The following is a 14,103-nucleotide window of genomic DNA, read 5'->3' as shown; positions in this document are numbered from 1 at the left end:
ACTGCCGCGGCTGCTTGCCGCGAACGGCCATCCCGGTTGCTGTGCGCGGCCGCCCCGGGGTGCCGGTCTCGGGCGCTCACCCAGGTGCCCGCCTCAGGTCGCTGCCCCGGGCCTCCGCCGCGAGTGGCGACCCGGCTGCGTGCCCCGGTACCTGCGCCGAGTACCCGCCTCGGCGGCTCGGCTTCCGGTCGTCCTGTCGGCTCCTGCTCAGTGCCTGGTCTCTCCCTTCGTCCGGTCGTGGATCTCTGTCAGGTCAGGTTCTTCACAGCCTCCCGTGTGGACAGTGGTGACAGTCCCGGGTGGTCGCGCACAAAGGAGCGCACCCAGTCCGGATCCGTTTTCGCGTGGTCGCGCAACGCCCAGCCGATGCCCTTTCTCAGAAAGAAATCCGGGTCGGCGCTGTTGGCTTCGATCGCCGTCGTCAGAAGGGTGCGGTCGACGTCCGTTTTCGCCGACACCTGGCAGATGACCGAGGTGCGGCGCCGCCAGCGGTCGGGGTCCGTGGCCCAGCGCAGCAGCACCGGCGTGACTTCCGCGCGGTACTCCCGCAGGATCGGCCCGACGCGGCGGATCGCGACCTCGTCGACGAAGTCCCACCACGCACCGTCCACGATGAGCTCCTCGTAGAGGCCGAGCAGGTCCGGGTCCTGCCACCGCCGGTACGCGCGGTGACCCGACAGGTCGATCGCCGCGTAGCGCTCTTCGCGGAATTCCGCGTCGCGCCACAGGGCCAGCACGGTCGTTGAAAAACTCACCCGATCGGGCAGAACGTGGGCGGCGAGGACCTCTTTCATGAGCGCGGCGCGCCCCGGTTTGGCCACCCCGCGATACGGCATCGCCGACTTCATGTAGGCCTGCATGGCGGGCGCTTTCCCCGGGTCCGCCCGGGCGGCGAGTCCGGTTCGGACAGCCGAGATCAACGCCTTGTCCACACCCATCCGCGGTCACCTCCACCGCGCCGGCCACCGGCGGGCGACGGCTGGCGCAACTCGTGTCGTGCGAGGAGATTGTTCCGGGTTGTCGGTAGTTTCGACCAATTCGGGTAACCCGCGAGCGAAGAGGGCCACCGTGAAGAAGATCCTTGCTGTCCTGGCCGCCGCGGGTGTCGCGGTCGGGACGATGGCCGCCGCGCCGGCGGCCACAGCTGTGCCGGGGGCGGCGAAGCCGGGCTACACCCCGCCGTCGATCAGCTGGGGGCCGTGCCAGACCACGAGCCTGAAGAACGCCGGTGCCGAGTGCGGGTTCCTCGTGGTCCCGATGGACTACGCGAAGCCCTCCGGCACCAAGGTGCAGGTCGCCGTGTCGCGGATCAAGCACAAGTCCGCGCAGGACCAGGGCGTGATGCTGGTCAACCCCGGCGGCCCCGGCGGTTCCGGGCTCGGGCTCTCGGTACTCGGTCAGTACGTGCCGCACGGCGCCGGTGAGAGCTACGACTGGATCGGCTTCGACCCGCGCGGCGTCGGCTCCAGCAAGCCGGCCGTGACGTGCGATGGCGGCTACTTCTCCTACGACCGCCCGCCGTACGTGCCTTCGACGCCGCAGCTCGAGCGCACCTGGCTCGCCAAGGCCAAGGGCTATGCGAAGGCGTGTGCGAAGAACGGCGCGATCCTCGACCACATCAAGACCACCGACGTCGCGCAGGACATGGACAGCCTCCGCCTCGCGCTGGGGGAGAAGCAGATCAACTACTACGGCTTCTCCTACGGCACTTACCTCGGCCAGGTCTACAGCACGCTGTACCCGAAGAACGTGCGCCGCATGGTGCTCGACGGCAACGTCGACCCGGGCAAGGTCTGGTACGAGGCCAACTTGGACCAGGACGTGGCCTTCGACCGCAACATCAAGATCTACTTCGGCTGGCTCGCGAAGTACGACAGCGTCTACCACCTCGGCAAGACCGAGGCCGCGGTGGAGAAGCTCTGGTACGACCAGCAGAAGAAGCTCGACCGCTCCTCCGCCGGCGGCGTGATCGGCGGCGACGAGTGGACCGACGTCTTCCTGCAGGCCGGCTACTACGTGTTCGGCTGGGAGGACCTGGCCAAGGCGTTCGACGGCTGGGTGCACCGCGGCGACTGGCAGACGCTCAAGAAGCTCTACGACGGCTCCAACCCGCCCGGTGACGACAACGGGTACGCCGTGTACAGCGCCGTCCAGTGCACCGACGTGCAGTGGCCGGCCGGCTGGAACCGCTGGCGCCTCGACAACTGGACGACCTACTTCCGCGCTCCGTTCGAGACCTGGGGCAACGCGTGGTTCAACGCGCCCTGCCGCGACTGGCCCGCCAAGGTCGGCAAACCGGTGAAGGTCGACGGCGGCAAGGTCGGCGGGGTGTTGCTCATCAGCGAGGAGCTCGACGCGGCGACGCCGTACGCGGGCAGCCTCGCCGTGCGCAAGCTGTTCCCGAAGTCGAGCCTGATCAGCGCCCCCGGCGGCACCACGCACGCCGGCTCGCTGTCCGGCGTCGCCTGCGTGGACGACAAGGTCGCCGACTACCTCGCGACCGGCGCGCTGCCGAAGCGCACCTCGGGCAACCACTCCGACGCGCAGTGCGACCCGGTGCCACCGCCGGTCCCGGCGGCCGCGGACGCGCAGCAGAAGAGCGAGGCACCAGAGCCGGCCCAGGCTCAGGCCAAAACGGGCGCGCTGTCGCACTTCTGATCCCTTCCTCCCGGTGCCCCGGTCCGGTCCGCCGGACCGGGGCACCCTCTGTCTGTGCTCCGGTACTGATCCGTGCCCTTCCACCGATCCCCCTCGCTCGCTGTTCGTGATCGCTCGAGGACGCTACGACAGAGGTCCGACAATTTCGGAGCGCAGCCGCCCGGGCACGGGCCGTGAGCGGATTCTGTCGGGGGTGGGCGCTACCTTCGCCGCCATGACGATCATCGAAGAGCATCGGACCGAGGTCCGGGCCGGAAACGTCCAGTATCAGATCGCCGTCGTCGCCCGCCCGGGCGAGACGGCCGAGCAGCGCCGCGTCACGGTCACCGTGGGCGGCGAAGGGCCCGACGGAGAGTCCGTCGTGCACGGCAGGCTCGACCTCGACACCACCGTGGTCCCCGCGGTGGCCGACCTCCTGGCCGGCAGCCTCCACGCGTTCGCAGGCGGGCCGCGCCGAAGATCGGGCGAACGGCCCGCGCAGCAAGGGAAACCGTGGAGCGCCGAGCTCGACGCGGAGCTGGAGTCCGCGTGGCTCGCGGGCGACACGGTCGCCGAGCTGGCCCGCCGGTTCGAGCGCACGGCGGGTGGTGTCCGCTCCCGCCTGCCGCGCGTGGGCTGCGATCCGGAACGGCCGGGGCACCACCTGCCCGCGCCGCCGAGCCTGCGCGAGTCCGCCGAGGGGGAGGAATGAGCAGCCGTGCCCGCGGCCCTCGTGGCCGCGGGCACGGCCCCGGCGAGTCCACTCGAACGGGTGAAGCGCGAACAGTCCGGTCGCCGCGATGCCGGGAGCTGCGACAACGGTCGGACGACCGGGTCGGACGGCCTGGCTCCGGCTCGGCATGGCAGGAAACACACTTGGCCCAGCGGAATCCTGTTTGTTTGAGATTGCATGGTCGTGCATAATCATGCGTATGACGGTGAAGATCGCGGTGGCCGGCGCGAGCGGCTACGCGGGCGGTGAACTGTTGCGCCTGTTGCTGACCCATCCGGAAGTCGAGATCGGTGCGCTGACGGCGGCGAGCAGCGCGGGGACGCTGCTGGGCACGCACCAGCCGCACCTCGCGCCCCTGGCCGGGCGCGTGCTGGCCGAGACGACAGCGGAGACGCTGGCCGGCCACGACGTCGTGTTCCTCGCGTTGCCCCACGGCCACTCGGCCGAGGTCGCGGCGCAGCTCGGACCCGACGTGCTCGTGGTCGACCTCGCCGCCGACCACCGGCTGGCCGACCCGGCCGACTGGCAGCGCTGGTACGGCGGCGAGCACGCCGGGCAGTGGCCCTACGGCCTGCCCGAGCTGCCCGGCGCGCGCGAGAAGCTCGTGGGTACCAAGCGCGTCGCGGTCCCCGGCTGCTTCCCGACCGGCGGCTCGCTCGCCCTGGCCCCGGCTCTCGCCGCGGGCCTGGTCGAGCCCGACGTCACGGTCGTGGCAGTCACCGGCACGTCCGGCGCGGGCAAGAGCCTCAAGCCGAACCTGCTCGGGTCCGAGGTCATGGGATCCGCCAGCGCGTACGGCGTGGCGGGCAAGCACCGGCACACCCCCGAATTCGCCCAGAACCTCTCCGGCGTGGCGGGAAAGCCGGTGACCGTGTCCTTCACGCCCGTGCTCGCCCCGATGCCACGCGGCATCCTCACCACCGCGACGGCGCCGCTGATCGGCGACGTCGACGAGAACACCGTGCGCGAGGTGTACGAGAAGGCCTACGACGCCGAACCGTTCGTGCAGCTGCTGCCCGCGGGAATGTGGCCCGCGACGGCATCGACGCTCGGGTCGAACAACGTCCAGCTCCAGGTGGGCGTGGACGCCGACGCGGGCAGGCTGGTCGTGATCTGCTCGATCGACAACCTCACCAAGGGCACCGCGGGCGGTGCCGTCCAGTCGATGAACCTGGCGCTCGGATTCCCCGAGACCACCGGACTTTCCACCGTGGGAGTGGCACCGTGACCGTCACCGGCCCGAAGGGCTTCCGTGCCGCCGGCGTCGCCGCAGGCATCAAGGCCTCCGGCGCGCTCGACCTCACGCTCGTCGTGAACGACGGCCCGCTCGACGTCGCCGCGGGCGTGTTCACCCGCAACGTGATCAAGGCCGCGCCCGTGCTGTGGTCGCAGGAAGTCCTGAAGCAGCAGAAGCTCAAGGCGGTCGTGCTCAACTCGGGCGGCGCCAACGCGGCGACCGGCCCGGGCGGGTTCCAGGACACGCACGCGACCGCGGAGAAGGTCGCCGAGGTCCTCGACGTCGGTGCGATCGAGGTCGCGGTGTGCTCCACCGGCCTCATCGGCGAGCGGCTCCCGATGGCCGCGGTGCTGTCCGGTGTGGACAGTGCCGTGAAGGCGCTCGACGCGAGCGCCGAGGCGAGCCTGAACGCGGCGTCCGGCGTGATGACCACCGACACCAAGCCGAAGCAAGCGTTTGCGAAGCACGACGCCGGCTGGAGCGTCGGCGGCTTCGCCAAGGGTGCCGGCATGCTCGCGCCGAACCTGGCCACGATGCTGTCGGTCCTCACCACGGATGCCGTGGCGGACAAGGAAGTTCTCGACCGCGCATTGCGCGCTGCCACGCGCGTCACCTACGACCGGCTCGACGTCGACGGCGGCACGTCCACCAACGACACGGTGCTGGTGCTCGCGTCCGGCGCGAGCGGGGTCGAGCCGACGGAGGCCGAGCTCGCCGAGCAGCTCACCGCCGTCGCCCACGACCTCGTGCTGCAACTGCGCGCCGACTCCGAAGGCGCGACCAAGGACGTCGACGTCACGGTGCGCGGCGCCGCGTCCGAGGACGACGCCGTGGTGGTCGCCCGCACGATCGCCGAGGACAACCTCGTGAAGACGGCGCTGTTCGGCTCCGACCCCAACTGGGGCCGCGTCGCCATGGCGCTCGGCCGCGCGCCCGCGCGCATCGACCCCGAGACGGTGTCGATCACGATCAACGGCGTCACGCTGTTCGCGTCCGGCACCACCGCCGCGGACCGCTCGGCCGCCGACTTGTCGGGGCGCGCCATCGAGATCGTCGTCGACCTGGGCGTCGGCTCGGCCGAGGCCACGATCTACACCACCGATCTGTCCCACGGCTACGTCGAAGAGAACAGCGCCTACTCCTCATGACCGGCACGGAGGACCTGATTTCCGCGGACGACAGGCTCGAGACGGCGGCCGAGAAGGCCGGGGTGCTCATCGAGGCGCTGCCGTGGCTGCAGCGGTTCCACGGCGCCACCGTGGTGGTGAAGTACGGCGGCAACGCCATGATCGACGACACCCTCAAGGCGGCCTTCGCGCAGGACATGGTGTTCCTGCGTCTCGCCGGCCTGCGCCCCGTGGTCGTGCACGGCGGGGGACCACAGATCACCGCGATGCTCACCCGGCTCGGCGTCGAGGGCGAGTTCAAGGGCGGCCTGCGCGTGACCACGCCCGAGACGATGGACATCGTCCGCATGGTGCTGGTCGGGCAGGTCAGCCGCGAGCTGGTCGGCCTGATCAACGCCCACGGCCCGTATGCCGTCGGCATCTCCGGCGAGGACGCGCGCCTGTTCACCGCCGAGCGCAAACAGGCCACTGTGGACGGTGAACAGGTCGACATCGGCCTCGTCGGCGAGGTCGCCGCGGTGAACCCCGACGCGGTGCTCGACATCGTCAACGCCGGGCGCATCCCCGTGGTGTCCACGGTCGCGCCCGACATCGACGGCGTGGTGCACAACGTCAACGCCGACACCGCCGCGGGCGCGCTGGCCGCGGCCTTGGGCGCGGAGAAGCTCGTGGTGCTCACCGACGTGGAAGGCCTGTACGCCAACTGGCCCGACCGCTCGTCGCTGATCGACCGCATCCAGGTCGACCGCCTGGAGAAGATGCTGCCCGAGCTGGCCAGCGGCATGATCCCGAAAATGGAAGCCTGCGTGCGCGCGGTGCGCGGCGGCGTGCACCGCGCCCACGTGATCGACGGGCGCCTCGCCCACTCCGTGCTGCTGGAGGTCTTCACCTCCCGCGGCGTCGGCACGATGGTTTACCCCGAGCCCACCCTTTACCCGGAAAACACAGGAACGGAGCTCCCGTGACCACCCCGACCTCGAACGAGGCGAGCCGGCAGCACTGGCAGTCGGCCCTGATGGACAACTACGGCACCCCCGGGCTGACGCTTGTCCGCGGCGAGGGCGCGAGGGTGTGGGACGCCGAGGGCACCGAGTACCTCGACCTCGTCGGCGGCATCGCGGTCAACGCGCTCGGCCACGCCCACCCCGAGGTGGTGCGCGCCGTCTCCGAGCAGATCGCGACGCTGGGCCACACGTCGAACCTGTACGTGAACCCGGTCGCGCTGGAACTCGCCGAGGCGCTGCTCGACGTCGCGGGGCTGACCGGCCAGGCCAAGGTCCTGTTCGTGAACTCCGGCGCCGAGGCCAACGAAGCGGCATTGAAGATCAGCCGCCTGACCGGCCGCACCAAGGTCGTCGCGGCGGAGGGCGCGTTCCACGGCCGCACGATGGGGTCGCTGTCGCTCACCGGCCAGCCGGGCAAGCGCGAACCGTTCGCACCGCTGGTCCCCGGGGTCACGCACGTGCCGTTCGGCGACGTCGAAGCGCTGCGCGCGGCCGTCGACACCGACACCGCCGCCGTGTTCCTCGAGCCGATGCTCGGCGAAGCCGGCGTGATCCCCGCGCCCGACGGCTACCTGCAGGCGGCTCGCGAGATCACCAAGGCGACCGGCACGCTGCTCGTGCTCGACGAGGTGCAGACCGGCATCGGCCGGCTCGGCACCTGGTTCGCCTTCCAGCAGACGGGCATCGTCCCCGACCTCATCACGCTCGCGAAGGGCCTCGGCGGCGGGCTGCCGATCGGCGCCGTGATCGGCATCGGCGCGGCGGGCGAGCTGCTGAAGCCGGGCCAGCACGGCACCACGTTCGGCGGCAACCCGGTCTGCTGCGCTGCCGGGCTGGCCGTGCTGCGCACCATCGCGCGCGACAACCTGCTCGACCACGTTTCCTCGCTGGGCAAGGACATCGCGACCGGCGTCGAGGCACTCGGGCACCCGCTCGTCAGCGGTGTGCGCGGCGCCGGGCTGCTGCTCGGCATCACGCTGCGCGAGCCGGTGTCCGCGGCGGTCGCCAAGGCCGTGCAGGAAGCCGGCTACCTCGTCAACCCCGTCGCACCGGACACCATCCGGCTCGCCCCGCCGCTGGTGCTCGAGGCCGAGCAGGCCCAGGCCTTCCTGACCGCACTCCCGGACGCGCTCGACTCCACCACCACGAAGGATCCGAACTGATGCCTCGCCACTTCCTCCGCGACGACGACGTCAGCCCCGCCGAGCAGGCCGCGCTCCTGGACCTCGCCGATGCGCTCAAGGCCGACCCGCTCGGCAACAAGATCCTGGCCGGCAAGACGGTCACGGCGATCTTCGAGAAGAACTCCACCCGTACGCGCTTCTCGTTCGAGGTCGGCATCAGCCAGCTCGGCGGGCACCCGGTGATCGTCGACGGCCGGTCGATGCAGCTGGGCCGCGAGGAGACCATCGAGGACACCTCGCGCGTGCTGTCGCGCTACGTCGACGGAATCGTGTGGCGCACCTTCGCGCAGAAGCGCATCGACTCCATGGCGTCGGTCGCGTCGGTGCCGGTCGTCAACGCGCTCACCGACGAGTTCCACCCGTGCCAGGTCCTCACCGACCTCATGACCATCCGCGAGCGCAAAGGCAAGCTCGCCGGGCTGACACTGGTGTACCTCGGTGACGGCGCCAACAACATGGCCCACTCGCTGCTGCTCGGCGGCGTGACCGCGGGCATGCACGTGCGCGTCGTCTCGCCCGAGGGTTTCCAGCCCGACCAGCAGGTGATGCTCGACGCGAAGCACCGCGGTACCGAGACCGGCGGCAGCGCGGCCGTGTTCACCGACCCGCACGACGCCGTCGCGGGCGCCGACGTGCTGGTCACCGACACCTGGACGTCCATGGGCCAGGAGAACGACGGCCTCGACCGCATCGGCCCGTTCCGGGCGCTGCAGGTCAACGCCGAGCTCCTCAAGCGCGCGGCCGACGAGGCCATCGTGCTGCACTGCCTGCCCGCGCACCGCGGCTGGGAGATCACCGACGAGGTGCTCGACGGCCCGGCCAGCGCGGTGTGGGACGAGGCCGAGAACCGTCTGCACGCCCAGAAGGCGCTGCTGGTCTGGTTGTTCGAGCAGAGCGGGCGATGACCGGCAGCCGGGTCGGGCGCCAGGCTCGCATCACGGAGCTGGTGTCCACGATGGCCATCCGCAGCCAGACCGAGCTCGCCAAGCTGCTCGCGGCCGAGGGCATCGAGGTCACGCAGGCGACGTTGTCGCGCGACCTCGACGAGCTCGGTGCCGTGAAGCTGCGCGGCGCCGACTCGGGGGCGCCGGTCTACGTCATCCCCGAGGACGGCAGCCCGGTGCGCGGGGTGCAGGGTGGTACGTCGCGGTTGTCCCGGCTGCTCGCGGAACTGCTCGTTTCGGCCGACGCGTCCGGCAACCTCACCGTGCTGCGCACGCCGCCCGGCGCCGCGCAGTTCCTCGCGAGCGCCATCGACCGCGCCGCACTGGAGGAGGTCGTCGGCTCCATCGCCGGCGACGACACGGTCGCCGTCATCGCCCGCGAACCGTTGAGCGGCCGGGATCTCGCGGAACGGTTCACCGCGCTCGCCCGGCGCTCGGCAGAGGGCGAGGAGCTGTGACCACCGTCCTCGCCTACGCCGGTGGCCCCGCCGGCTCGGTCGCGCTGGCCCACCTCGCGCGCGAGACGGACGTGGTCACGGTCTCCGTCGACCTCGGCGCGGCCGACGTCGACCTCACGGCGCTGCGTGAGCGGGCCCTGGCGGCCGGTGCGGCGGAATCGATCGTGGTCGACGCGCGCGCCGAGTTCGCCAACGAGCACTGCCTGCCCGCCCTGCAGGCCAACGCGTTGCTGTACGACCGGTATCCGCTCGTGGGGTCCCTGGCTCGCCCGCTGATCGAGAAGCACGTGACCGCGATCGCCCGCGCGCACAACGCCGATGTCGTGTGGCCACGCGAACAGCGCGGAAAGCTGTGTCCCGACCGCACGCTCTGGGGCCGCGCCGTCGTGGTCAGCGACCCCGATCCGTGGCACGGACCCGGTGACGTCTTCGCCTACACCGAGGACGCCTCGGCCAACATCGACGCGCCCGACGAAGCCGTGATCACGTTCGACCGCGGGGTGCCCGTGGCCGTCGACGGCGAGACGGTGAGTGTGGCCGAGGCAGTGGTGCGGCTCGGGCACCGCGCCGGCGCCCACGGCGTCGGCCGGTTCGACCTCACCACCGACGGCTGTGACCTCGGGCGCGAGATCTACGAAGCCCCCGGCGCGTGGGTGCTGATCACCGCGCACCAGGAGCTGGAGAACCTGACACTGGACCGGGACCTGGCCCGGTTCAAGCGTTCGGTCGACCGGCGCTGGACCGAACTCGTCCACGACGGGCTCTGGTCCTCGCCGCTGCGCGAGCCGCTCGACGCGTTCGTGCGGCACAGCCAGGAGCACGTGTGCGGCGACGTCCGGCTGGTGTTCCACGGCGGCACCGCCGTCGTCACCGGGCGCCGCGGCGAAGAGCCCGCCGGACGCGGCAGGCACCTGCGCCCCGTCGGCCGGCGGTACCGTCCCCTGACCGGGCAGGAGCACCCGGACCACCCGACCCACCGGGCGTCGTGAGACGCCCGAGGCAGAAAGGCAGAACGTGAGCGCGAAAGACCAGCCGGTGGCCCTGTGGGGCGGCCGGTTCGCCAGCGGGCCGGCCGAGGCGATGGCGGCGCTGAGCGCCTCTACCCACTTCGACTGGCGCCTGGCGCCCTACGACATCGCCGGCTCACGGGCCCACGCCCGTGTGCTGCGCAAGGCGGGGCTGCTCACCGACGCGGAGCTGGCGGGCATGCTCGAGGCCCTCGACAGGCTCGCGCAGGACGTGGCCTCGGGCGCGTTCACACCGACCGTGGCCGACGAAGACGTGCACACCGCGCTCGAACGCGGGCTGCTGGAGCGCGCGGGCACGGAGCTGGGCGGCAAGCTTCGGGCGGGCCGATCGCGCAACGACCAGGTGGCCACGCTGTTCCGCATGTGGCTGCGCGACGCCGCGCGCCGCGTGGTCGCGGGCACCCTCGACGTGGTCGACGCCCTCGTTTCGCAGGCGCAGCGCCACCCCGAGGCCATCCTGCCCGGCCGTACGCACCTGCAGCACGCGCAGCCGGTCCTGCTCGCGCACCACCTGCTGGCCCATGGCCAGGCGCTGCTGCGCGACGTCTCCCGCCTGCGCGACTGGGACGCCCGCACCGCGGAGTCGCCGTACGGCTCGGGCGCGCTGGCCGGCTCGTCGCTCGGCCTCGACCCCGAGGCCGTGGCCACGGAGCTGGGCTTCGACACGAGCGTGGAGAACTCCATCGACGGCACCGCTTCACGCGACTTCGTGGCGGAGTTCGCGTTCGCCGTCGCGATGCTCTCGGTGAACTTGTCGCGGATCGCCGAAGAGGTGATCATCTGGAACACCGCCGAGTTCGGCTACGTGACCCTCGACGACGCGTGGGCCACCGGCAGCTCGATCATGCCGCAGAAGAAGAACCCCGACGTCGCGGAGCTCACGCGTGGCAAGGCCGGTCGGCTCATCGGCAACCTCACCGGACTGCTGGCGACGTTGAAGGCGCAGCCGCTCGCGTACAACCGCGACCTGCAGGAGGACAAGGAACCGGTGTTCGACTCGGTCGAGCAGCTGGAGCTCCTGTTCCCGGCGATCGCGGGCATGCTCGCCACCCTGACCTTCCACACCGACCGGCTGGCCGAGCTGGCCCCGGCCGGCTTCACGCTCGCCACGGACATCGCGGAGTGGCTGGTACGCCAGGGCGTGCCGTTCCGCGTGGCCCACGAGGCGGCGGGGGAGAGCGTGCGCGTGGCCGAGGGCCGCGGCGTCGGCCTCGACGAGCTGACCGACGAGGAGTTCCGCACCATCAACCCGGCCCTCACACCGGCGGTGCGCGAGGTGCTCACCGTCGAGGGGTCGGTGCGTTCGCGCAACGCCCGCGGCGGCACGGCGCCCGAGCGCGTCGCCGAGCAGCGCGAGCGCCTCGTGGACCGGGTGACGACCGTGCGGCAGTGGCTGAAGTAGCGCGCCGGACCGGCCGGGGAGCATGAGCTTCCCGGCCGGACCGATCACCCGGGAGCCGCCGGTTAGGCTGGGGCGGAACGAGGGGAGCACGTGTGGACCGGTTGTTCCGGCGCGAGGAACTGGCACTGGACCCGGTCGACCTGGGGCACCTGCTGCTCGGCGCGGTCCTCGAGGCCGACGCGCCCGACGGCACCGTCGGCGTGCGGCTAGTGGAGGTCGAGGCCTACCGCGGCTTCGACGATCCGGCGTCGCACAGCTTCCGCGGCAAGACCCCGCGCAACGCCCTGATGTGGGGTCCGGCGGGGTATCTGTACGTGTACTTCGTCTACGGCATGCATTTCTGCGCCAACGTCATCAGCGGGGAAGACGACGAGCCCGGCGGGGTGCTCCTGCGCGCCGCCGAAGTAGTGCAGGGCGCGGACATTGTGCGCGCCCGGCGCCCCAACGCCCGCGGGAACGGCGACATCGCCAAGGGACCCGCCATCCTCACGTCCGTGCTGCGCGTCGACCTCACGCAGAACGGCGTGGACCTCACGGACCCGTCCTCGCCGGTCCGGCTGCGCGTGGGGGAGCGCGTGCCGCCCGAGCGGATCCGCAGCGGTCCGCGGGTCGGCGTCGCCACGGGGATCGACACGCCGTGGCGGTTCTGGGTCGACGGCTCGCCCGCCGTGTCCACCTACCGGCGCGGCGGCAAACGGCGGCAGGTGCGCCCCGCGGGTTAGTCGCTTGACCTGGTGCGGGAGGATCTACAGGTGTGAGTGAGCACATCCTTGACGAGCTGTCCTGGCGCGGCCTGATCGCGCAGTCCACCGACATCGACGTATTGCGGCGAGACCTCGACCAGGGACCTCTCACCCTCTATTGCGGCTTCGATCCGACCGCGCCCAGCCTGCACGCCGGCAACCTCGTCCCGCTGCTGATGCTCAAGCGCTTCCAGCGCGCCGGGCACCGGCCGATCGTGCTGGCCGGCGGTGCGACGGGCATGATCGGCGACCCGCGCGACACGGGGGAGCGCACGCTCAACACCCTCGACGTGGTCGCCGAGTGGGCGGGGCGCATCCGTGGGCAGCTGGAGCGGTTCGTCGAATTCGACGAGTCGCCGACCGGCGCCGTGGTCGAGAACAACCTGAACTGGACCGGCCAGCAGAACGTGCTGGAGTTCCTGCGCGACGTGGGCAAGCACTTCTCGGTGAACGTGATGCTCAACCGGGAGACGGTGAAGCGCCGGCTCGAGTCCGACGGCATGTCCTACACCGAGTTCAGCTACCTGCTGCTGCAGTCGCAGGACTACCTGCAGCTCTACCGGAAGTACGGCTGCACGCTGCAGGTCGGCGGCTCCGACCAGTGGGGCAACCTCGTCGGCGGGGTCGACCTGATCCGGCGGGTCGAGAGCGGCAGCGCGCACGCGCTGACGGCGCCCCTGGTCACCGACGCCGAGGGCCGCAAGTTCGGCAAGTCCACCGGCGGCGGGAACCTGTGGCTCGACCCGGAGATGACCTCGCCGTACGCCTGGTACCAGTACTTCGTGAACGTCGGGGACGCCGACGTGATGCGCTACCTGCGCATGTTCACCTTCCTCACCCGGGAGGAGATCGACGCGCTGGCCGAGGACACCGAACAGCGGCCCCACCTGCGCGCGGCGCAGAAGCGGCTCGCTCAGGAGTTCACGGACCTCGTGCACGGCGAGGACCAGACGCGGCAGGTCATCGCGGCCAGCCAGGCGCTGTTCGGGCGCGGTGAGCTGGGTGAGCTCGACGCGAAGACGCTCGACGCGGCGATGGCCGAGGTCCCGACCGGCAAGGCGTCGGACGAGTCGACGATCGTCGACCTGCTGCTCGCCGGGGGACTGGTGGACAGCAAGGGCGCCGCGCGCCGCACCGTGAAAGAGGGCGGGGCGTACGTGAACAACGTGAAGATCGCCGACGAGGAGTGGAAGCCGGCCGCGTCCGACGCGCTCCACGGGCGTTGGCTCGTGGTGCGGAAGGGCAAGCGGAACATCGCCGGCGTCAGCCTCGGCGGCTGATCCCGGCCGACGGCCCGAAACAGGGCCCTGACCTGCGGGAACGCGGTTAAGGTACCCCCCTGTTTCGGGCCCTTTCGGGCCATGTAAAGTTCTCCAAGTCGCCAGGGAAACCGGGCGGCCACCGGGACACGAACCAAGCTCTCGCCTCAGGCGATTGAGTGGGTGGCCCAAACAACAAAGGCTTGAAACAACGCCGATGGTTGGTGCGCACTGAGTGCGGGTTGACTTGAAGTGTGTTGCTTGAGAACTCAACAGTGTGCTAGTGAACTAAGCCAGTAGAGCTTATATGTAACCTCGTATGAGGTTCCTTTGAGAAAACTAGATTG

General features: G+C 71.0%; 13 protein-coding genes. 12 read left to right on the top strand and 1 reads right to left on the bottom strand.

Annotated elements, in window-relative coordinates:
* Positions 1 to 248: 248 nt before the first annotated feature.
* Positions 249 to 938 carry a DNA alkylation repair protein gene (locus AB0H62_RS13100; RefSeq protein ID WP_360586044.1) on the bottom strand — a complete coding sequence of 230 codons (690 nt, stop codon included), beginning with the start codon at positions 936 to 938 and terminating at the stop codon, positions 249 to 251.
* A 130-nt stretch (positions 939 to 1,068) separates the two neighbouring features.
* On the opposite strand from AB0H62_RS13100, the gene AB0H62_RS13095 reads away from it, so the two are divergent.
* From AB0H62_RS13095 to tyrS, 12 genes are all read left to right on the top strand, one after another.
* A complete protein-coding gene (locus AB0H62_RS13095) occupies positions 1,069 to 2,658 on the top strand; it encodes an alpha/beta hydrolase (protein WP_360586042.1) in 1,590 nt (529 codons plus the stop codon).
* A 214-nt stretch (positions 2,659 to 2,872) separates the two neighbouring features.
* On the top strand, positions 2,873 to 3,349 hold the full coding sequence (locus AB0H62_RS13090; RefSeq protein ID WP_360586040.1) for a helix-turn-helix domain containing protein: 477 nt from the start codon (positions 2,873 to 2,875) through the stop codon (positions 3,347 to 3,349).
* 220 nt (positions 3,350 to 3,569) lie between these two features.
* Positions 3,570 to 4,598, top strand: coding sequence for an N-acetyl-gamma-glutamyl-phosphate reductase (gene argC / locus AB0H62_RS13085; protein WP_220241952.1), 1,029 nt, complete (start codon positions 3,570 to 3,572; stop codon positions 4,596 to 4,598).
* Positions 4,595 to 5,755 (top strand): bifunctional glutamate N-acetyltransferase/amino-acid acetyltransferase ArgJ, encoded by a 1,161-nt coding sequence (argJ, locus tag AB0H62_RS13080; RefSeq protein ID WP_360586037.1) that lies wholly within the window; start codon positions 4,595 to 4,597, stop codon positions 5,753 to 5,755. Before argC ends, argJ begins: the two co-directional genes overlap by 4 nt.
* Complete coding sequence (argB, locus tag AB0H62_RS13075) at positions 5,752 to 6,699, top strand: acetylglutamate kinase (protein ID WP_220241950.1); 948 nt, start codon at positions 5,752 to 5,754, stop codon at positions 6,697 to 6,699. Before argJ ends, argB begins: the two co-directional genes overlap by 4 nt.
* Positions 6,696 to 7,901 carry an acetylornithine transaminase gene (locus AB0H62_RS13070; RefSeq protein ID WP_360586036.1) on the top strand — a complete coding sequence of 402 codons (1,206 nt, stop codon included), beginning with the start codon at positions 6,696 to 6,698 and terminating at the stop codon, positions 7,899 to 7,901. Before argB ends, AB0H62_RS13070 begins: the two co-directional genes overlap by 4 nt.
* Complete coding sequence (argF, locus tag AB0H62_RS13065; RefSeq protein ID WP_220241948.1) at positions 7,901 to 8,827, top strand: ornithine carbamoyltransferase; 927 nt, start codon at positions 7,901 to 7,903, stop codon at positions 8,825 to 8,827. The genes AB0H62_RS13070 and argF overlap by 1 nt, the downstream gene beginning before the upstream one ends.
* Entirely contained in the window at positions 8,824 to 9,324 is a 501-nt protein-coding gene (locus tag AB0H62_RS13060) for an arginine repressor (protein ID WP_220241947.1), read from the top strand. Before argF ends, AB0H62_RS13060 begins: the two co-directional genes overlap by 4 nt.
* Positions 9,321 to 10,313 (top strand): argininosuccinate synthase domain-containing protein, encoded by a 993-nt coding sequence (locus AB0H62_RS13055; RefSeq protein ID WP_220241946.1) that lies wholly within the window; start codon positions 9,321 to 9,323, stop codon positions 10,311 to 10,313. The genes AB0H62_RS13060 and AB0H62_RS13055 overlap by 4 nt, the downstream gene beginning before the upstream one ends.
* A 25-nt stretch (positions 10,314 to 10,338) precedes the next feature.
* A complete protein-coding gene (gene argH / locus AB0H62_RS13050) occupies positions 10,339 to 11,754 on the top strand; it encodes an argininosuccinate lyase (RefSeq protein WP_360586033.1) in 1,416 nt (471 codons plus the stop codon).
* A 92-nt stretch (positions 11,755 to 11,846) separates the two neighbouring features.
* Complete coding sequence (locus AB0H62_RS13045) at positions 11,847 to 12,476, top strand: DNA-3-methyladenine glycosylase (protein ID WP_220241944.1); 630 nt, start codon at positions 11,847 to 11,849, stop codon at positions 12,474 to 12,476.
* A gap of 32 nt (positions 12,477 to 12,508) precedes the next feature.
* Positions 12,509 to 13,777 (top strand): tyrosine--tRNA ligase, encoded by a 1,269-nt coding sequence (gene tyrS, locus AB0H62_RS13040; RefSeq protein WP_360586030.1) that lies wholly within the window; start codon positions 12,509 to 12,511, stop codon positions 13,775 to 13,777.
* The last annotated feature ends 326 nt before the right edge of the window (positions 13,778 to 14,103 follow it).

This window comes from Amycolatopsis sp. NPDC050768 (assembly GCF_040654155.1).
In the GTDB taxonomy this organism is placed as follows: domain Bacteria; phylum Actinomycetota; class Actinomycetes; order Mycobacteriales; family Pseudonocardiaceae; genus Amycolatopsis.
This window is presented reverse-complemented; position numbering and strand designations above follow the sequence as displayed.